Below are 19320 nucleotides of genomic sequence, written 5' to 3' on the forward strand. Positions count from 1 at the left end.
CTGGTAAAGCCCGTAAGGATGGAGGAAGATCATGGAGATTTTCATCCCCACAACGTACATAAGCCAGAGGTTGCAGAAATGTGCTCTCCTCAAAGCATTCTGCCACTCCCCTGGCATCGTCGGCTGCAAGATCGCTTATTGCCACCCCGATCAAGTTAGTTTTCCCCCTCACTTAAGGCATTCATTTTAATAAACCTTCATCGTCCTTTATTCGTCATTGCTAGACAAAACTCCTCTAAATGGCCTCACCACTTGGTCTTTTTTTGTTCCCAGTTGCGCCGGCCCCCCACTTGTACCCAGTAACCAACTGCCCAACAGAATGTTAGCCCTTGGCCAATTACCCTATTATTCCCATTTAGACTGCATGGTCTATTTATGAGCAACCATCTAAACGCAAAAGGGACAGTTGACCTGTCCCCTTCTTAACTGGCCTTGTTTTCTACGCGTAGCTTGTCAGCAATCATGGCAATAAACTCCGAGTTTGTCGGTTTGCCCCGGTTTACGTCTATGGTATAGCCAAAAAGGCTGTTTACTACATCTACATTTCCTCGGCTCCAAGCAACTTCAATCGCGTGTCGGATCGCGCGCTCTACTCGACTAGGAGTAGTGTTGTACTTGTCTGCAATCAGGGGATACAGCTCTTTGGTAACTGCCCCCAACAAATCTACGTCGCGAATGACCATTAGGATAGCTTCGCGCAAATAAAGATAGCCTTTAATATGAGCCGGTACCCCAATTTGGTGAATAATATTGGTCACCTCCACATCAAGGCTCTTGGCTTTTACCGGCGCTGTTCGTTTCGAGACATAGCTTTCTCCAGCCAGTTGCCTAATACGGTTAATGAGCACATCGAGATTAAACGGTTTAAGAATGTAATAGTCAGCTCCCAAGTCTACCACCCGTTGAGTAATGCTTTCCTGCCCAAACGCTGTTAACATAATAACTTTGGGACGTTTATCTAATGGCCTTTCCACTAATTTCTCTAATACACCCAGTCCGTCCAAATGAGGCATAATAATGTCCAATACTAGGACATCCGGCAAAGCTGTGTCGAGTTTTTCCAGCACCTCCATACCATTGTACGCTACTTCTACCAATTCCATATCAGCTTGTTCTTCAATGTATTCTTGAACTAAAACACAAAACTCCTTGTTATCGTCAGCAATCATTACTCGAATACTCCCTGACACTCTACTTCCCCCTTCTTTGTTCGATCTAGTTGACCTGGGTTGAATCCAATTAGGTTGCTGCAGATATTCGACACCACGTTACCATAATCCTCCTCATTTGGTAGAAAAAGCCGCAAGCACTGAAGGAGCCTTGACGGCTCCTTCAGTAATTGACTTACCTTTTTCCACCATCCATTCGGCTAAGATTCCAAAACCCCGGCTGGGATCATTGATAAATACGTGAGTAACAATTCCGGCTAACTTACCGTCTTGTATTATCGGACTCCCGCTCATCCCTTGGACAATTCCACCGGCTTTTTCAATTAATCGATCATCCGTAATTTTCAGTACTAGCCCTTTGTCAGTGGGACTGTATTGGTTAATTACCCGTTCGATCTCCACCTCGAAACTATCAATTCGATCCCGTTCCAGAACTGTATATATCTCAGCCGGTCCCGGATGCACTTCAGTGGCCATGGCAACCGGAATCCCTTCCTGGAAATAGGGATTCTCCAACGGCTCATTAAGCAAGCCGAATATCCCAAACTCAGTGTTGGCCACTATCTTACCTAGGTTGCTTTCTCCCGGTTGGAAGACACCTATCTTTTCTCCTGGTTGACCTCGTGTACCGGCATTTACACTGGAAATAAAGGCTTTGACAATGGATCCGTCTCTGATAGCTAGTGTTGTACCTGTATCCACGTCAGTTACCACGTGACCCAGGGCACCGAAGCAACCTGTATCGAGATCGTAAAAAGACAGAGTGCCTACTCCATTGGCTCCATCTCGCACATAGAGGCCAATCCGAAAAGATCCTTTGGGCGTCTTGAGCGGATATAACTCTGCTATCCTAGTCTCTGTTCCCCGCCTTAGCGTCAATACTAAGGCCTGGTTTTCAAGTCCTGCTTGCTCTACCGATCGGATTAAGTCTGCTACCGTTAATAAGCTGCTTCCGTTTGCTTTAAGCAACAGGTCTCCCGGCAAAATGCCGGAGTCCCGGGCCGGAGAGGAATACCCATACGGTCCCGCAACATTATCGTAACCGACAACAATAATTCCTTCACTAGTTAGTAAGACTCCAACAGCATGGCCCCCTGGCACCACCACATCAGGCTCCCTAGCTTCAACCAGAACACGACGCCAAGGGACACCAAACAACTGAAATTCCATTTCGGATTGCCCAACTTCAGCTGTTTCTAAAGTCAGCGGATAACCCAAGTGTAATTGTACCGGTGTGTTGGTTAGCCAAGTTTCATTGAGTTTCAGTCCTGGTCCGTTGACAAGTCGAACCCTCACCGGCAACAGTACATTAAGATGAAAAGACTGGCTTTGCCCCACAGGCAATCCGATGGTTTTGGGAAAAGCAACCAAAGAAAAGCAATTAGGAACCAGAAAAACAACAATGACCGCAACCATGAGAACTAGTCCGACTGTTCTACGTTCCACGTCCGGTCACTCCTTGCCCCAACTTGACCAATCTCCACCTCCTTTCCATTCAAAAAAAGAACCTGAGAACAGGTTTCCCTGTCTCAAGCTCCTTTATGCTGAGAGCGCTTACCTGATTTGGTAATATTTTACGACGGTATCGATCCATACTGTTGTAGTAACTGTTCGGCATGCTGCAAAACTACTGCGGTGACATTTGATCCCGCTAGCATTCGGGCCAGCTCTTGAATTCGGGCTGACGGAGACAGTCGGTCGATTCTGGTATAAGTTTTCCCTTCAATAGTCTGTTTATAAATATAAAAGTGAGTGCTGCCGATAGCAGCAATTTGTGGCAAATGGGTAATGCAGATCACTTGATGGAATTGACTGACCTGACCCAGTTTAGAGGCAACCTTTTGAGCTGCTCGACCACCGATGCCGGCATCGACTTCGTCAAAAATCAGCGTTGGTACAGCATCTGCTCCTGCCAATACCGTTTTTATTGCTAGCATTGTTCGAGCAGTTTCACCTCCGGAAGCAATCTTGGCCAGCGGCCGCGGTTCTTCCCCGGGATTTGCTGCCAGCAGGAATTCAGCTTGTTCAAAACCTGTGGCCAAAATTTTGAGCTTTCGCTCACCATAGTCCAGGCCGGAATCATCTTCTTGCATGGAGAACGCTACCTGTAATTGTGCTTTGTCCAGGCCCAAATCGGTTAGTTCTTCTTCTAACTGCTGTTCGAAAGCGGTTGCCGTTTGCCGCCTTTTGTTGGTTAACCGGCCAGCAGCTTCTGTCAACTGGTCCTTTATCCGGGTTAACTCGTCAGTTAGCTTGGTTCGGTCTGCTTCTTCCTGCTGCAATCGTCCCAACTCGGTGATCGCAGCTTGGACATAATCTAAGATAGCAGGAATGTCTTTTCCGTACTTCCGCTTCAGGGAACGGATTAATTCCAACCGTTCCTCTACTTCAGTCAAACGGTTAGGGTCTTGAGGAAACTCCTCTTGATACTGCCGCAATTTCGGTACCAATTCTTCCAGATTGTACAGACTAACCGTTAATTCTTCGGCCACCGCAGCCAACTCCTGGTCGGTTGTAGCTGCTTGATCAAGGAGCGTCTGGGCCTGCCCCACAAGATCGATCGCACCTTGTTCCCGAGGCCCACCGTATAATAGCACGTAAGAATTACCCACAGCTTCCAGTAAGCTTTCGCGCTGCTTCAGGCGCTCCTTTTCCTGTTCCAGCTCCTCCCACTCACCAGGTATAAGCCTGGCTGCTTCTATTTCCTCAATTTGATACTGAAGCATATCTATCCTTTGGGCACGTTCTCTTTGCGCTTGTTCATAGTTTTCCCGTGCAGTTACCAGGCGGTTATGCTGAGAGTACAGCTCACGTACCTTATGAACTAGCGCCATCTGGTCAGAGCCTCCGAAAGCATCAAGGAAACTCAAGTGTGTCGACGGATGTAACAAAGATTGATGTTGGTGTTGGCCGTGTATGTCCACTAATTGTTGGGCAATTTCTTTAAGCTGGGTTGTAGTTACCAGGTGACCGTTAATCCGGGAATAATTGCGCCCCGACGCATTCAGCTCACGAACTAGTATTATCCGGTAGTCGTCATGAGGAATTCCAGCTTCTGTCAATGTAAGCAATGGCCGAGAGCCAGATTCCAACGCAAATACTGCCTCAACCCGAGCCGACTCTGCCCCTGTACGTAAGAAGTCGGACGACGCCCTTTCTCCTAAAGCCATGCCCAAAGCGTCGATAATAATTGACTTGCCGGCTCCTGTTTCGCCGGTTAGAATGTTCAAGCCGGGCTCAAATTCTATTGTAAGCTTATCAATTAAGGCAAAATTGCTGATGGAAATTGCCTCCAGCAAAATGTACCACCTTCTAGCCAAGAAATTTCTCAAAGCGCTCCATAACCTTGGTAACTTGATCCTTGTGCTTTGCTATCACCAGGATTGTATCGTCACCGGCTAAACTACCTAGGATCTCTTCCCAATCCATGTTATCAACCGCATAGGCCACCCCTTGTGCCGAACCGGGCAAGGTCTTGATTACAATCAAGTTCTCACTGTAGTCCATGCTAATAACCGATTCGCGGAAAATACGTCTTAGTCGAGGATCAATGCTTCCCTTTGGCATGTCTGGAGGCAAAGCATAACCGTACCTGTTTTCACCCAGAGGCACTTTTACTAACCGTAATTCTTTGACATCCCGTGATACGGTTGCCTGGGTTACTTCAAAACCGCTTTGGCTAAGTAGTGTGGCTAATTCTTCCTGGGTTTCGATGGGTCGGGAACTGATCAGCTCCATTATTTTCATTTGTCGCCGGACTTTCACCGCCTAAGTACCCCCCTTACTCCTCAACTCTCTCGGCTTCCGGCAACCTACAACTGTTATCCAGCAGGCGAGCCTGCAACGCACGGTAGAATTCTTGTCCTGGCAGGCGAATGAACTTCACTGTCTGATCAGCTAGCATCACCTTCACCTTATCGCCCTGCTCTAACGGCTGTGCCCTTTGACCGTCTACTGTAATCATAATGTCCCCTTTGTGAGCAGCAACAAAAGCGTGGAATGTCTCCCGTCCGGAAATTACCAAGCTGCGTACGCCCAAGGCATGGGCACAAATAGGGGTAATAATCAAGCAGTCTAGAGCCGGACTGACAATCGGTCCCCCGGCCGACAGTGAATAAGCTGTAGAACCGGTAGCCGTGGCCACTATTACGCCATCACCGCGATATGTAGCTAAGTATTCGTCCCCAACGTAACATGCTACCTGTATTCGAGCAAAAGCATTCTTGGTGATGACTACATCGTTTAACGCCAAGAATTCTCCTAACACTTCTCCCTGTCGGTATATTGTGGCTTGGGCCAAATTACGTTCCTCCAAGGAACAACGGCCGGCCACCAAATCTAAGAACATCTGTTCCACATGTTCAGGTTCAGCCGCAGTTAAGAAGCCTAGATGTCCAAGGTTAATTCCCAGAATAGGAACTCCTGCTGGAACAAACAACCGGACTGCACCCAAAAGGGTACCATCACCTCCCAATGAAATAACCAAATCAGACCATTGTCTGAGCTCCTCCAGGGATCTGCCCTGCTGCGGATAGCCTAAGAACTCGGCATCTACCGGCAACAATGCTGTTTCAAGAGCATGTTCTTGACAATATGTAACCAGTTGGCGGCCTAACCTATACGCCCGCCTTTTTTCCTTATTGACTACTATAGCTATTTTCTTGAAAATCATCACCACATCCCCTTGCCCAGGATATAGACAGTTGTTCCCCCCAACACAAAAGCAATTGCGCAAGCGGTGACAGTCGGCAATAGACTGCGCCAATGAATAGGTCGGCGAAAGGATATCTCTCTATAATTGTTCTTGCTCATGTCCACCAGCAAAATACTGTCGGGTTGAAATGCCAGTTGGTACTCTAATAACTGACGTCGGGTGCGAGCATTCAGCCTCGAGGCTGTGCGCCCGCTTTTAACCTCTACCACGTACCTACGCCAACCTTTCCTAGCTATAAAATCGGCTCTTATCGTAGTTGTGTGTGCCTTGCCGTTAACGTAGGCCAAAGAAGAAGCTGTAGGCTGACGACAGACAATGTAAAATCCCTGTTGCTCCAGTAAATTCGCCGCCTTTTCTTCCGAACGCTTAGCTCCGACAAACCGACGCTTACGAAGCCAACGCTGCCACAGTGTACAAATCAAGTATAGACTTGCCCCACCTAGTATTATCCCAAGGATAAACACGTCACCCCGGGTCACTTATGTTCTCCCCCCCATTTCCTAGTTCGCCAACCAACGCTCAATTCCTGTACTGACTCACAATTAGATCTACTGGAGGGGCCACCGGACTTGTTCCAGACTGGTTACCAAGCAGCACTGCAACCTGTTGTCTCCTCAAAAATGCCGCTAGCCTGCTATGCCAGTTCAGTATGGGCAGCTTCTATCACTTGAGCAACGTCAAGGCTTACCTTGGAGGGGGAATGGCGAGCATAGACCAAGTATTCGATATTACCTTTGGCTCCTTTGATGGGAGAATAATCAAGACCTACACAACTCATATACCGGTTAAGCATGCACATGATTCTGGTTAGTACTTCCTGGTGTAACAGCGGATCCTTGACAATTCCTCCCTTGCCCACTTTGCCCTTGCCCACTTCGAATTGTGGTTTTATCAGTGCCACTATTTCTCTCTCTCCTACCAGGACATTGAGCACTGGCGGGACGACTTTTTCTAAGGAAATGAAAGACACATCGATACAGGCTATTTCCGGCAAGGGAACCAGTTGTTCTTTAGCTAAATATCTGATATTAGTGCGCTCCAACACTGCCACTTTCGGATTTTGTCTCAGTCTCCAAGCCAGCTGCCCGTAACCTACATCCACCGCGTACACCTTCGCCGCTCCGTGTTGCAGGGCACAATCAGTGAAACCCCCTGTTGAGGCCCCACCATCTAACACAATCTTGCCCTCAAAATTTAGCCCAAAACAACGGATCGCTTTTTCCAGTTTTAGGCCCCCACGACTTACATAGGGTAGATCTTCTCCGAGAAGTACCACTTCTGCATCTGGGCGTACTTTGGTTCCGGATTTGTCGGTGAGCTGTCCATCCACTAAAACCTCCCCGGCCAGAATTCGAGCTTGTGCCCGCTCCCGGCTGGGAGCCAGTCCTCGTTCCACCAGCAATAGGTCTAGCCTCTTAGTTGTCACGGCCATCACTTGCCTTTAGCTCTTTTCTGTTTTGGCTGAGGCTAAAATAGTTATGAAAACAGGTCGTGAGGTTTTGCTCATCTAAGCCGCATAACTTGAGCTGTTCCTGTCGGCTGGCCTGTTCGATAAACCGGTCCTTTATTCCTAAGCGTTTGATCGGAATACCCATGGCGGCTTCACTTACCAGCTCTAAGACAGCACTACCGAAGCCCCCCGCCAAAGCATGATCTTCCACAGTAATAAGTCGATTATGTCGGCGAACAAGGTCCAAAATCAGATCGGTTGGTAAAGGCTTGACAAATCGTACATCGCATACCCCAATGTCCAGACCTTCTTTAGACAAGGCCCGGGCCACTCTGAGGCTGGGTAGCACCATACTGCCCACAGCTAACACCATGCCTTGCGAGCCTTCCTTGAGGATTTCCCCTTCACCCCAACCGGCTGTGCTGGTTATCCATGGAGCAGATTCGACCGCAGCACGGGGATAACGGATTGCCACCGGCCCCGGGTACTCAACAGCAGAATGTAACATGTACTCCAGCTCACCGGCATCACGCGGTGCTAACACAGTCATATTAGGAATATGGCGCAAATAGGCTAGGTCAAACAAGCCTTGGTGTGTGGCTCCATCCTCACCCACCAAGCCAGCCCGATCCAGGCAAAGAGTTACCGGAAGATTTTGGAGGCAAACGTCATGAATAACTTGATCGTAAGCTCGTTGGAGGAATGTGCTGTAAATAGCTACCACCGGGCGCTTGCCGGCGGCTGCCAAGGCAGCTGCCATGGTGACAGCATGTTGTTCAGCAATGCCCACGTCAAAAAAACGCTCCGGATAGCGCTTCGCAAATTCTGCTAGACCTGTACCGGAAGCCATGGCGGCACAAACAGCGACCAGATCGTGCTTCTTGGCTCCAAGCTCTAACATGGTCTTGGCAAAAACGTCCGTATAAGTGATACTACCATCAGTGCGGGGCCGGCCGGTACTCACATCAAAAGGCCCAATCCCATGGTACTTATCCGGACTTTTTTCTGCCGGTGGATAGCCCTTCCCTTTTTTTGTCAGCACATGAATTAGCACCGGACCGTTAATCTTACGGGCATGATCGAACACACTCCGTAAATGAGCAATATCGTGTCCGTCCAGCGGGCCGAAATAAGTAAAACCGAGCTCTTCAAATAGTGTACCCGGAATTAGCATAAACCGCACACCATCTTTAACCCTTTCGGCTGTCCGGGCCATTTGTGTTCCTATGGCTGGAATCCGTTTCAGTAAGAACTCAATGTCTTCTTTTAATCGAAAATAATTCGGATTAGATCTTAGCCTTGTCAGGTACAATGAGAGCGCGCCGACATTGTGACTAATGGACATTTTGTTGTCATTGAGAACCACAACGAGTCGTTTGCCCAGCTGTCCAGCATGGTTAAGAGCTTCGAACGCCATGCCTCCGGTTAAAGAGCCGTCACCAATAACTGCACACGTTACTCCATCCGCGCCGTTAAGGTCGCGAGCGATCGCGTAACCTAAAGCAGCAGAGATTGATGTGCTGCTGTGACCGACTCCAAAGTAGTCGTAGGTACTCTCAGAACGGTTTGGATATCCGCTTAAACCTCCAGCCAGGCGCAAACTGGAAAAGGTGGTACGGCGACCGGTAAGTAGCTTGTGGGCATAGGCTTGATGACCAACGTCCCAAATAATCTTGTCTCCTGGCTGATTGTAGACATAATGTAAAGCCACCGTAAGTTCTACCACACCCAAATTGGGAGCCAAATGTCCTCCGTTTACCGCTACGGTGGTTATTATTCTTTCCCTCAATTCCTCACACAGGGCCTCAAGCTCTTGCAGCTTGAGACCCTTTAGGTCCGACGGGTTATGTATTCGAGCTAGAATTCCTGTCATTATCTCTTACCCCCACTGTTATTTTTCGTCCCCAATAACTCTCGACCCCGGATGCGTTCTGCCAGGAACAGTACGCGTCCCATCTGTAGTGTTATGGCGTTGGCCCGTTGTAAAGAAAAATGCTTGCTCACAGCCTTTCCCCCCACTGTTAAGGCGGAAATAAAGGCTACAACTACCAAAGCCACCCATTCTTCCTTCAGTGCAGGGTAGCGCTTAACCAGACTAAATACAATAATAGCGCCAGTGGCTCCAGATAAGGTGCCGGCCATATCACCGACCATGTCATTGCAGAAATTGCTTACAGCCGGTGCTTGGCGCAACAATCGAATGGCCTGACGTGCTCCAGGGACTTTTTTCGCTGCCATAGCATGTAGGGGCGGTTCATCAGCCACGGTTACAGCTACCCCCATAACATCAAACAGAATGCCGAGCCCTACAATAGTCAGCAGCACCAAAAAGGCTAAAAAAAATGGTACCGCGCGTACCACATACCCCGAACAAAAGCTTAATAACAAAGAAAGCCCAAGAGTTAGCGCTCCTACTTTGAATCCATGTCGCCAGGCATCTACTTCCGTGTCCTTAGATTTCACCCCACCACACTCCGACTCTTTTTCTCGGCTCTCCAGACAATGGCAGGTGGTAACAGAATAAGTAAATGTTGCGGCTTCAGGTCTAGTAGGTTTTCCCAACAATCACCTTGTCGTCACCGAAGAGGCGGTTTCCCTTTACGATTGCTCGATGCCGTTGCCGAACATCGGACTAGATTACCACTTAGCCCGCACTTTAATCCTTATTCTGTCCCAACTTGGTTGGGCAGTCTAGGAGTTTTCCCCGACAACACTTCTGCTTTCTAGCCTCTTTTGCATAAAAGGTTTCAACAGCAGCGACCGGCTGTCTTTGGGCCCTTAGACAGCAAGTCGGACCTGTATTCACCCCTTACACTCAAGGCAGGCTACGCTGCACACAGCTTGCACCGCATGCAGGTTCATGTCCCAAGCCGTAACTTAGAGCCACGCACTTGGGTCTCCGCGGGAAGAGGGTCAGCGGCCACATGCCGTTGTGGTTGCCCTGTTCCCTTAACTCCCAGCACCAGCCGCACACTGGGCGTATACGGCCACCACCAGAAACTTCATCGCTGTGCCCTTGACGGATTTTTAGGCCCGTTTTCGAAAGCAAAAGTGTTGACTAGAATACTGCACCACCTGACCTCGGAAAGCTACTACCTCAAAGATCAAGTGAATCATATTGGCAGTTCGAAACTATTATATCATGGCTCAAAAACTGGTGCAACGGACTTTAGAGACGCATAAGGACTGCCACAACCGCCCCTAAAAACGCACCGGCAAATACCTCTATCGGAGTGTGCCCTAGAAGCTCACGCAAACGTTCTTCCCGTATGCGGCCCCCTTTGAACACTTCATCAACGATTTGATTTAGAACAATGGCCTGAGCTCCTGCTGCCCGACGAACACCGGCCGAATCGTACATAACAATAAAGGCCAGGACTATGGCGATAGCTGCCTCAGCTGAAGCAAAACCCTTGACTCGGCCTACCGCGATAGACAGAGCTGTAACCAAGGCGGAATGTGAACTGGGCATTCCACCGGGGCTGACCAGACGCATAAAATCCCAGCGACGCTTGGCAAGCAGTGTGCTAGGCACCTTCAAGCTTTGAGCGGTGACCCAGGCAATAAGAGCCGTGAGGAGAATTCTATTATCCCCTAATCCGGACATGATCAGGTACCTCCACTTATATACTGACTGTTCGGATGGTTAACTGACCTTAATACTTCCGCTGTATCGCATAGCAAGCTAAAGCCGTGAGCGGTTCAGCCGCCTCATCAAAATTGGCGAGAGCTACTGAGGCCTCAGTAGCTAGCCGTTGGGCCGCATGTTTAGCTTCCTGCAATCCGTACACCGTTACGTAGGTTAGTTTTTGGTGCTGCGCGTCTGTCTTCACCGGTTTTCCCAACAATTCTGGATCTCCAGTAGCATCGAGAATATCGTCGCAGATTTGAAAAGCTAGTCCTAACTTCTGCCCGTATGTGGTGAGGGATGCCAGTTGCTCCGAATTAGCTGCTCCAATAATAGCGCCTACCCGAACAGCAGCTGTTAGTAAGGCACCTGTCTTGTGAGCATGGATGTACTTAAGCATAGAAGGCGCATCTTGTGCTTGAATTGTGCCCTCTTCCTTAATGTCTGCACTTTGACCCCCTACCATCCCTTTAGGACCGGCCGCGTCGGCAATTTCCAGCACAACCTGTAGTATTGTTTCGGCTGGAACCGAAGGAAAGTTATTGGGAGTAGCCAAAATAGAAAACGCATGGGTAAGAAGAGCATCACCAGCCAATATTGCTTGGGCTTCGCCAAATACCTTATGACTGGTTGGCTGGCCGCGTCGCCAATCATCATCGTCCATGGCCGGTAAATCATCATGAATAAGAGAGTAAGTATGAATGAATTCAATGGCACAAGCAGCTGGCATGGCAGCTCGAGGATCAGCACCAACCGCCTCAGCACTGGCTAGAGCTAAGATCGGTCTTAGCCTCTTGCCCCCGGCAAACAGGCTATAACGCATAGCAGCTCCCAGTTGCTCCACTTCCGGGGGCAACTTCGGCATGTAGGACAGCAACGCTTCTTCTATTTGTTGGGCTCGGTCAACCAAGTACTGTTTTAGATTCATTCCTCTTCCTCCCAATCAGATTCAGGCCCTGGAGACAGACTATTGAAATCCATCACCTTTAGAGTCTCTTCAGCCTCTCCCAGCAACCCTTCGCAATACTTGAGCAACTCTTTCCCTTCCTTGAAAGCCGTTAAGGTTGCTTCGAGACTAAGGTTTCCCTGTTCAAGGGCTGCCGTCAACTCCTCTAATCGTTCCAGCGCTTCTTCAAAACTTAGCTGCTGTTCTTTTACCTGATCCAACTTAGCCATTATCCTCATCTCCTCGATTGGGTACCGATACTTGGGTCAACACCTCACCGTCCAAGAATCTTAATCTAAGAACCTGGCCAGGATACGTTTGGCCAACACGAGACACCAGGCAACCGCTGTCTTGGTCTAAGGCAGCTACAAAACCGCGCTCTAGTACCGCTACCGGATCAAGTGCCAGTAGAGCCCGTCTTATCTCTGCCAGCGCTCTTTTTTTATCGGCCAAGAACCGGGTCTTAGCGTGCAGCAATTCACTTTTGATATACCCAAGCGCCTGCCTTCGGTCAGCTAGCTGAGCCACCGGTTCACGCCACGGTTTCCGTTCTATCATGCCGCTTAGGGCCTGGCGATGACGGGAAAGGCGCCGATTAAGAGCCTCGTCCAACCGCCGTGAAAAATAGAATAACTCCTTCTCAATATGCTTGATATCAGGAAACACTATTTCAGCGGCCGCTGATGGAGTGGCTGCCCTTACATCGGCAGCCAAATCAGCCAAAGTATAGTCAATCTCGTGGCCCACCGCACTGATGACGGGTGATCGACAAGCTGCCACTTGGCGAGCCACCTGCTCATGATTGAAAGCCCAGAGATCTTCCCTACTTCCACCTCCCCGGGCCAAGATAATTACATCTATACCCTCCATTTCATTCAATCTGCTTAAAGCATGGACGATCTGACCGGGGGCGTTCTGGCCTTGAACCAGTACCGGACAAACGACTATTTCAATGCCGGCAAAACGTCGCCGAGCCACGGCCAGTATGTCCTGTAAGGCGGCTCCCACTGGTGAGGTCACCACAGCTACCCGCTGTGGAAATGGCGGCAGTGGCCGTTTGCGTTCAGGAGCAAAGAGCCCCTCTTTAGCTAAGCGCTCTTTGGTCTGTTCTAAAGCCAGATACTGTGCTCCTAGACCATCCGGTTGTAGCTCCCGGACATAGAGCTGATATGCGCCGTCACGCTCATATACACCAACCTCGCCCAGCGCCAACACACTCAGGCCGGAAGCGGGTTCAAAGCGCAAACGCCTGGCAAAGCTGCGGAACATAACACAGCGCAGTAGACTATCGGCATCTCTTAGGGAAAAATAAACATGTCCCGATGAATGACATCTAAACGTACCGATCTCACCGCGTACCCATACGCTCCCTAAGCGAGGGTCTGCTTCCAAGTTGTCCTTAACCAGACGTGTAAGCTCAGCTACACTGTACACCAGCGCCGGCAAAGGCCACGTAGGGGTCATGGCTTTCCCCTCCTTAAGGTCGACAAACCTAACCAGGCTATGCCAACGGCATTGTCTGTACTGAGCTTGGGTGGGGCAAAAAACAATTTTCCTCCTACTGCCTGATGCTCGAGCCGGTCCCTTAAGCGCTCACGGATAATCTTGTTAGCGGCAACGCCGCCTACTAGTAAGACATCACCAATCCCAAGCTCAGTAATTGCCAGGCGCAGTATCTTCTCCATAGAATTGGCAATACAACGAAACACGGCTCGTGCAATGGCCGCCTTATTGGCGTCATTAGACACAAGCCGCAAGGCGGCTGTGGTAGGACCTGAAAAGCTGACTTGATATCCCTTTGTATGAGAAGGTACTACCAGCTCGTCCGCAGTTGGGTCTGTTAGGGCCAATTTTTCCAGGTCCGGTCCGGCTGGGAAACGAAGGCCGAGAGCGACGCCAACGCGATCGACAAATTGTCCGGCATTTAGGTCCATGGTTTTCCCCAAAACAGATAACTCAAAGCCGTCTGCCTTTTCCTGCACTGCCAGTAATTCTGTGGTCCCGCCCGACATATGAACCGCCAGAAACGCACCTGCAGATGGGCCCCCGGCCCCCAGTCGCCCGGCAGCTAAGTGACCTTCTTGATGAGTAAAAGGTAACGACGGTATACCCATTACCCCGGCTATGGACTGAGCTAAAGACGAAGCCGCGGTAAAGACTGGCAGATAGGAATCCGGCCGAGCGGTAGGTCTTTCGCTATAAGCTATCGCGACCGGTCTTAAGTGAGGTAACGACCGCATTTGTTGCAACAGCTGAGGAAAGTTCTGCCAATGTTGAAACAAGGCCTCTTGCTGTCGAAGACCGGCAGTTCCTGGCTCTACTGCCAGCAGCCGGCGCCAGTCGGCCACTATTTCCCCCGCTAGGGAAACAGCCGCTACCGAAGTGGTGTAGCAGCTGCTGTCAAACCCCAGTACTATTTCTTCCACTTGGTTTTGTCATCCTCTGCAAATTTGAGTTTAGCTACAGAGCTAAGGATACCGTTAACAAAGCGGCTCGATTGGCCGGTAGAATATAACTTAGCCAACTCCACAGCTTCGTTTATAGCCACCGCAGCCGGTACATCAGGACAAAAAAGCAGTTCATATGCCGCTAGCCTCAATACCATTCGGTCTATGTTGGCCATGCGTTCTAAGCTCCAATCCGGGCTGAATTGGGCTAAGATTATATCCACTTCCTCCTGTTTGGCCAGTACGCCATTAACCAACTCACAGGCAAAGCTGGCTTCATCTTCGGTTAGCCTGTCTTCCAATATTAGTTGCTGTAAAGCAAAATCAGGTTGAGCTCCTCCCAACTCAACCTGAAACAGAGTTTTTAGAGCAGCTTCGCGCCCTTGTCGCCGACCCAACTGTATCGCCCCTTTCCCTTAGCGAGGCGGAAATATTTTGTCTAACAAAGAAGATAGCTTCTCTCCTTGATCAACTTGCTTTCCTAACATATAGCCCGCTATCAAACAAATAAGGAGAAAGAAGGCGGCAAAAAACCCTTTCGCTAGAACTGTCAAGCCAAAGACTAGCCCCAGGATAGAAAATATTACCTTGCCGCCATGACGGGTGAGGAAATTGAACCAAAAATTTGCCATGGTAATACCTCTTTCCTAGCGGGGCGCTCGGGTTCTGAAGGTGGGTTCGGTTCCTACGCCCTGTACCTCTACACTGATGGAAGTGGCCGTAAGCCCGGCAACTTCCTTGAGGTGTGAGCTAAGGATTTCCTGAACCTCCTCTGCCAACTCCGGAACATTGGCTTCCTTCTCAACCCAGGCCTTAATTCTTACTGCAACTCCCTCCGGTTGAGCCACAACAGCGGGGCGGACTTCCCGTATCCCAGCTACCTGCAATGCTGTTCGTTGAACCATATTCTCCACTGCTGCCACTGTAATACTTATTTCTCCCAGTTCCGAACGGGCAACTAGGGCCCCTAACACCTTGCGCCTAGCCAGGGAAAGACGTATCAGCCGTAAGCCTATTGCCAACATTACCCCGCCTACAATCGCAGCTTCCCAGCGGCCATAAACAAACTCACTGGTTAACCGCATCCCCAGATTGATAGCAGGACCCCAATTAAAGGCCATAAGGACAACGCTCACCGCTGCAACTACCAGTAAAATAGCAGCTACAATAAGTAAGAATCGATCACCTGTACTCACAGCTCCACTTCCTTTACTTAACACGAGCTTCTTCTTCTTTTTCTTCGCCTGCTATCTTTACTCCCTGAACATGAACATTAACCTCAACCACATCCAGACCGGTCATGCTTTCGATAGCTTTCTTGACATCAACTTGCACGTGCCAGGCAACCTCCGGAATCTTCACCCCGTATTCCACAATGAGGAACAAGTCCACTGCCGTTTGCCTTTCACCCACTTCTACCTTAACACCTTTGGTAAAATTCTTGCGGCCCAGCATTTCCGCAATACCTCCGGCCAACCCTCCGCTCATGCCGGCAACACCTGATACTTCTGTAGCCGCTAAACCGGCAATAATAGCAACAACCTCATCAGCAATTTTCACACTTCCCAAATCGCTCTCAGACTCCACAACTTGAACTCCATCCGGTAGTCTATCCAAAACAATCTCTCCCTTGCCTTCGTCTTCTGTTTCTTCATTATAGCAGAATTGGTACAGGCTGACAACGAATTCAAAGCCGCGTATCAATAATGATGTTTTCCAACGGTAGCCCTGAGCTCCTGGCTACCACATCACCTATACGAGCGGCCTCGTCGGCGGTAAGATCAGGAGCTTTCACTAGCACATGCACTGAATCAGAATGCAAATAGACCAATGCATCGGCAAAACCTTTGGCTTTGATCAATGCCTCTATTTCTACTTCTTTGGCCAGTTCTTCACTGAGCAGAATTAACCGGGCCTGGGCTTCTTTACGGTTCTCTTCATCAGTGTTTGGATTGTGTATGATCTCCCGTAAAGTATCGATTTCTTGACTACGGACACGATCTCGATCCAACCGTTGTTCCACATAAAAATCCTGTCGGCGCGGTTCCGTTTGCTGTTTCTCCGACCCGAGCTCAGCTGACGGGCCAGGCTCAGAGTTTTCTTTTGGAGGGGGTTCAGCCAACTTGTAGCTTTTAGCCAGTTGCTGATTGCGAAGATAAAACGCTGATGCCAGCAAAACCGCAACACAAATCAATAACCATGTAGTTATGTTTCTTTCCTGCCAACGCATCTTCAATCCACCCTTTCCAAAACCTTCACCTTGTGAGCCGGTAAACCCAGTACTACTTGTACCGCCTGGCTAAGTTCCTCTTTTATGAATGGGTTCTTGGCACCCTCTGCGATCACCAGCACGCCGCGAACAGTCGGTAGGAACTCATCTACCACTACCGGGTACTCTGCATTTCCTTCCCTAGCCATCACCAACTGCGCTTCTGTACGTTTTTCTTCACTAACACGAACTGTACTACCTGCCGGCGCTTTTTCTTCCGTGCTCCTCACTTCTTCCTGCCGGTTAGTAGCGTAGGTAACTCGGTTACCGCCCTCCAAGCTAAGATGAACCAGCACTTGTCCAGCTCCTCGTACTTGGGATAGGGTGTTTGCCAGCTGCAGCTCTAGCGTCTCCTGGTAAGATACCGACCCAATCTGCTTTGAAGCGCTGGCTACAGTGGAACCAGGTGAGGGACTGGACGAGGGTCTATCCTGAGCCGGACCTTTCACCAACTGTCCGGCTATAAGGAGGATTAGGCCTAAGCCGGCCAACAATCCCAACTTTACCAGTGTGTAGCGGTCGATCTTTAACCATTGCCAGCTCATATGTTTTCTGGGTTTCGTCTTCAGTGACCACGTATCTTTGTCTGTCATCCACCCTGTCCCCCTTTTGTTTCGTCAGTCGATCCAGCTTACTGCCACCTTGTCCTTTGCTAAGCCATAGAAATCGGCGAGGAAGGTGGCAATACTCTCTATGTTGACTTGCTCTCGTTGCTGCTTATCCGCCTGGAGTACAACTGTCAGTGAACGCAACTGCCCAAAATCGACCCCATTGGCGCGATCTGCAACGTCAACCGTTACCGCCGCTCTCACTGTCTCGTCTTGAGATCTCAGCAGCCACAACACCTGCTGTTCGATATTGGTCCGATATTGGGTTAGAACTTGTTGTAATTGCTGCTTTTCCAAATCTTTTCCTCGAGCTAAGACTTCATCGGTCTCTGCTTCAGCTATTCGTGGTAACCCCGGTTCTGTTTGGTTTTGGATCTGGTCCACCAAGGCCGATACCGGTCCGAGTAACAATATCAAAACAAAGAGCCCAACCAACACTTGTACCATCGGCTTCATGTTGCCTGACGGTAACAATAATTCCAAAAACCCAGCAAAGAACACCAGAATGATTATGGTTCGTACCCAATCTTGCAACCACACCATGTCTTCATCCACCCCGCCCCAGTGACAAGCTGGTCAGCCCTACTAAAGCTGTCAGTGCTAGAAAAAACAATAAAGCCACAACTCCCACGGTAGCAAAAATTAGCCCCAGACTGTTACCTAAGCCCCCTAAACACCGGGCGACTCGGGCATTAGCAATAGGCTCTGCCAACGCAGCTGCCAATCTATAGACGAAAATCAAAGCCAAAATTTTAAGGAGTGGAAAAGCGCAAAGGAGCAGTAACATTAACATTCCCGCAGTACTTACCGCCGTTTGCACCACTGCCGAATAACCAACCACAGCTTCCACAGCATCTGCAAACAGCTTCCCAACTACAGGAATAAAAGAACCGGCCAAGAACTTAGCGCTCCGAATCGACACGCTGTCAACCACCTTACCTGCTGCTCCTTGGACGGCACTCACGCCGACAAACACACATAATACCATTCCCAACAGCGTAACACATACTCCGGATATGAACGAAGCCAGCCGCCCCACGTTTATCTCCGGAACCACGTATGTTACCAGGTTTAGTACTGTACTTAGATAAAGTAAAGGAAAGACTATGTCTTTGGTAAGGGTACCTAAAATAGTAATAGTGGCTAACAGAAATGGATGCATGAGCGCTGTGCTGGCCACAGCACCGCTAGCCACTAACATGGTAAATAAAACAGGGAGCAAGGCCTGCATAAAGGAAACCATGTTAGAAATAGCCGTCTTGCCTGTTGATAGAGCCACATGAAAGCTCTGGACAGCTACTCCCATGATAGCTATGAAAACCAGCGTTTGAGCAACCCGCACAGTTCCTTGAACCTGAAAGCTATGTTCTAACGTGGTCAGTAAAGCAGTAAACACAACCATGACTAGCAACTGGCCCAAAAGTCTTGATCCTACCACAACTTCACGGAAAAAGTACCTTGTCAGCCCGGTTATCACCGCTCGCCAGTCAAATCCTTTACCGCTCCTGGCCTGAGCCAGCAGGTCTCTCCACTGAAAACTAGGCACAAATAGGGCCCAGTCGCCTTCCAAAGCTCTAACGATGTCTTCCAACGCCCACAGATCCAGATCATTTGTTTCTTCGATGCCTTCAGCTCGGACACCAACAGATGGAAACATAATGGCAACCAGCAAAGCTATCAGCAGGCACTGCTTCTTCATGTATTTCACCTCAAGGAAGAAGTTTTAGGGCCAAGTCAAATACCGTGAGTAGAATCGGTACAGCCAAAAGGAGAATTACCACTCGGCCGGCCAGTTCTACCGTACCGGCCAAAGCCTCCTGCCCGGCATCACGACAAATTTGGGAGCCAAATTCAGCTATATAAGCAATGGCAATAATTTTCAAAATTAGGGTAAAGTATTGCGGATTAACACCGGTACGTTGGGCCAAAGACTCTAGCACACCAATAACACTGCCTAGGCGAGTAACAGCAAACAAAAAAATCAGTGCTCCTACTGTCAGACTTAAGAGTAGGGCCAACTCCGGCTGTTCCTGGCGTACAATCAAAATAAGTAAAGTGGAAGCTATGGCTACGCCCAAAATCGGTATTA

The 19320-nt window shown here is 49.4% G+C and carries 23 protein-coding genes; all 23 read right to left on the bottom strand.

Going from position 1 to position 19320, the window contains the following annotated elements; translation table 11 throughout:
• Positions 1 to 422: 422 nt before the first annotated feature.
• The 23 genes from spo0A to spoIIIAD all read right to left on the bottom strand — a co-directional run bounded on the left by spo0A (position 423) and on the right by spoIIIAD (position 19318).
• Complete coding sequence (spo0A, locus tag GX016_00585) at positions 423 to 1169, bottom strand: sporulation transcription factor Spo0A (protein ID HHT70057.1); 747 nt, start codon at positions 1167 to 1169, stop codon at positions 423 to 425.
• Between the two features lie 114 nt (positions 1170 to 1283).
• A complete protein-coding gene (spoIVB, locus tag GX016_00590; GenBank protein HHT70058.1) occupies positions 1284 to 2615 on the bottom strand; it encodes a SpoIVB peptidase in 1332 nt (443 codons plus the stop codon).
• A 128-nt stretch (positions 2616 to 2743) separates the two neighbouring features.
• A complete protein-coding gene (recN, locus tag GX016_00595; protein ID HHT70059.1) occupies positions 2744 to 4468 on the bottom strand; it encodes a DNA repair protein RecN in 1725 nt (574 codons plus the stop codon).
• Positions 4469 to 4481: 13 nt separating this feature from the next.
• Entirely contained in the window at positions 4482 to 4934 is a 453-nt protein-coding gene (argR, locus tag GX016_00600) for an arginine repressor (protein ID HHT70060.1), read from the bottom strand.
• 16 nt (positions 4935 to 4950) lie between these two features.
• On the bottom strand, positions 4951 to 5841 hold the full coding sequence (locus tag GX016_00605; protein HHT70061.1) for an NAD(+)/NADH kinase: 891 nt from the start codon (positions 5839 to 5841) through the stop codon (positions 4951 to 4953).
• Complete coding sequence (locus GX016_00610; protein ID HHT70062.1) at positions 5841 to 6362, bottom strand: hypothetical protein; 522 nt, start codon at positions 6360 to 6362, stop codon at positions 5841 to 5843. The genes GX016_00605 and GX016_00610 overlap by 1 nt, the downstream gene beginning before the upstream one ends.
• Positions 6363 to 6517: 155 nt before the next feature.
• A complete protein-coding gene (locus GX016_00615) occupies positions 6518 to 7315 on the bottom strand; it encodes a TlyA family RNA methyltransferase (protein ID HHT70063.1) in 798 nt (265 codons plus the stop codon).
• A complete protein-coding gene (locus GX016_00620) occupies positions 7299 to 9206 on the bottom strand; it encodes a 1-deoxy-D-xylulose-5-phosphate synthase (GenBank protein ID HHT70064.1) in 1908 nt (635 codons plus the stop codon). Before GX016_00620 ends, GX016_00615 begins: the two co-directional genes overlap by 17 nt.
• A complete protein-coding gene (locus GX016_00625) occupies positions 9206 to 9796 on the bottom strand; it encodes a hypothetical protein (protein ID HHT70065.1) in 591 nt (196 codons plus the stop codon). The genes GX016_00620 and GX016_00625 overlap by 1 nt, the downstream gene beginning before the upstream one ends.
• A gap of 706 nt (positions 9797 to 10502) precedes the next feature.
• A complete protein-coding gene (locus tag GX016_00630) occupies positions 10503 to 10940 on the bottom strand; it encodes a divergent PAP2 family protein (protein HHT70066.1) in 438 nt (145 codons plus the stop codon).
• 49 nt (positions 10941 to 10989) lie between these two features.
• Positions 10990 to 11889, bottom strand: a complete 900-nt coding sequence (locus GX016_00635) for a polyprenyl synthetase family protein (GenBank protein ID HHT70067.1) — start codon at positions 11887 to 11889, stop codon at positions 10990 to 10992.
• The gene (gene xseB, locus GX016_00640) at positions 11886 to 12137 is read right to left on the bottom strand and encodes an exodeoxyribonuclease VII small subunit (protein HHT70068.1); all 252 of its coding nucleotides are present in this window, start codon (positions 12135 to 12137) and stop codon (positions 11886 to 11888) included. Before xseB ends, GX016_00635 begins: the two co-directional genes overlap by 4 nt.
• The gene (xseA, locus tag GX016_00645; protein ID HHT70069.1) at positions 12130 to 13371 is read right to left on the bottom strand and encodes an exodeoxyribonuclease VII large subunit; all 1242 of its coding nucleotides are present in this window, start codon (positions 13369 to 13371) and stop codon (positions 12130 to 12132) included. Before xseA ends, xseB begins: the two co-directional genes overlap by 8 nt.
• Positions 13368 to 14324, bottom strand: a complete 957-nt coding sequence (locus tag GX016_00650; GenBank protein HHT70070.1) for an O-sialoglycoprotein endopeptidase — start codon at positions 14322 to 14324, stop codon at positions 13368 to 13370. Before GX016_00650 ends, xseA begins: the two co-directional genes overlap by 4 nt.
• A complete protein-coding gene (nusB, locus tag GX016_00655; protein ID HHT70071.1) occupies positions 14321 to 14752 on the bottom strand; it encodes a transcription antitermination factor NusB in 432 nt (143 codons plus the stop codon). Before nusB ends, GX016_00650 begins: the two co-directional genes overlap by 4 nt.
• 18 nt (positions 14753 to 14770) lie before the next feature.
• The gene (locus GX016_00660; protein HHT70072.1) at positions 14771 to 14986 is read right to left on the bottom strand and encodes a DUF2273 domain-containing protein; all 216 of its coding nucleotides are present in this window, start codon (positions 14984 to 14986) and stop codon (positions 14771 to 14773) included.
• A 15-nt stretch (positions 14987 to 15001) separates the two neighbouring features.
• Positions 15002 to 15550, bottom strand: a complete 549-nt coding sequence (amaP, locus tag GX016_00665) for an alkaline shock response membrane anchor protein AmaP (protein HHT70073.1) — start codon at positions 15548 to 15550, stop codon at positions 15002 to 15004.
• Positions 15551 to 15563: 13 nt separating this feature from the next.
• On the bottom strand, positions 15564 to 15971 hold the full coding sequence (locus tag GX016_00670) for an Asp23/Gls24 family envelope stress response protein (GenBank protein HHT70074.1): 408 nt from the start codon (positions 15969 to 15971) through the stop codon (positions 15564 to 15566).
• Positions 15972 to 16041: 70 nt separating this feature from the next.
• Positions 16042 to 16584, bottom strand: a complete 543-nt coding sequence (locus GX016_00675; GenBank protein HHT70075.1) for a SpoIIIAH-like family protein — start codon at positions 16582 to 16584, stop codon at positions 16042 to 16044.
• 2 nt (positions 16585 to 16586) lie between these two features.
• Positions 16587 to 17216, bottom strand: coding sequence for a hypothetical protein (locus tag GX016_00680; protein HHT70076.1), 630 nt, complete (start codon positions 17214 to 17216; stop codon positions 16587 to 16589).
• A 24-nt stretch (positions 17217 to 17240) separates the two neighbouring features.
• Positions 17241 to 17774: a stage III sporulation protein AF gene (locus GX016_00685; protein ID HHT70077.1), complete on the bottom strand. Its 534-nt coding sequence runs from the start codon at positions 17772 to 17774 to the stop codon at positions 17241 to 17243.
• 4 nt (positions 17775 to 17778) lie between these two features.
• Complete coding sequence (gene spoIIIAE, locus GX016_00690; protein ID HHT70078.1) at positions 17779 to 18930, bottom strand: stage III sporulation protein AE; 1152 nt, start codon at positions 18928 to 18930, stop codon at positions 17779 to 17781.
• A gap of 10 nt (positions 18931 to 18940) precedes the next feature.
• Complete coding sequence (gene spoIIIAD / locus GX016_00695) at positions 18941 to 19318, bottom strand: stage III sporulation protein AD (GenBank protein HHT70079.1); 378 nt, start codon at positions 19316 to 19318, stop codon at positions 18941 to 18943.
• Positions 19319 to 19320: the final 2 nt, after the last annotated feature.

This window comes from Bacillota bacterium (assembly GCA_012837285.1).
GTDB lineage: Bacteria > Bacillota > DTU030 > DUMP01 > DUMP01 > DUNI01.

Excerpts from the sequence above, each read along its gene's own strand:
- spo0A (HHT70057.1), bottom strand. The coding sequence starts at position 1,169 with ATGATTGCTGACGATAACAAGGAGTTTTGTGTTTTAGTTCAAGAATAC.
- GX016_00605 (HHT70061.1), bottom strand. The coding sequence starts at position 5,841 with ATGATTTTCAAGAAAATAGCTATAGTAGTCAATAAGGAAAAAAGGCGG.
- GX016_00615 (HHT70063.1), bottom strand. The coding sequence starts at position 7,315 with ATGGCCGTGACAACTAAGAGGCTAGACCTATTGCTGGTGGAACGAGGA.
- GX016_00620 (HHT70064.1), bottom strand. The coding sequence starts at position 9,206 with ATGACAGGAATTCTAGCTCGAATACATAACCCGTCGGACCTAAAGGGT.
- GX016_00630 (HHT70066.1), bottom strand. The coding sequence starts at position 10,940 with ATGTCCGGATTAGGGGATAATAGAATTCTCCTCACGGCTCTTATTGCC.
- GX016_00635 (HHT70067.1), bottom strand. The coding sequence starts at position 11,889 with ATGAATCTAAAACAGTACTTGGTTGACCGAGCCCAACAAATAGAAGAA.
- xseB (HHT70068.1), bottom strand. The coding sequence starts at position 12,137 with ATGGCTAAGTTGGATCAGGTAAAAGAACAGCAGCTAAGTTTTGAAGAA.
- xseA (HHT70069.1), bottom strand. The coding sequence starts at position 13,371 with ATGACCCCTACGTGGCCTTTGCCGGCGCTGGTGTACAGTGTAGCTGAG.
- GX016_00660 (HHT70072.1), bottom strand. The coding sequence starts at position 14,986 with ATGGCAAATTTTTGGTTCAATTTCCTCACCCGTCATGGCGGCAAGGTA.
- GX016_00675 (HHT70075.1), bottom strand. The coding sequence starts at position 16,584 with ATGCGTTGGCAGGAAAGAAACATAACTACATGGTTATTGATTTGTGTT.
- GX016_00680 (HHT70076.1), bottom strand. The coding sequence starts at position 17,216 with ATGACAGACAAAGATACGTGGTCACTGAAGACGAAACCCAGAAAACAT.
- GX016_00685 (HHT70077.1), bottom strand. The coding sequence starts at position 17,774 with ATGGTGTGGTTGCAAGATTGGGTACGAACCATAATCATTCTGGTGTTC.
- spoIIIAE (HHT70078.1), bottom strand. The coding sequence starts at position 18,930 with ATGAAGAAGCAGTGCCTGCTGATAGCTTTGCTGGTTGCCATTATGTTT.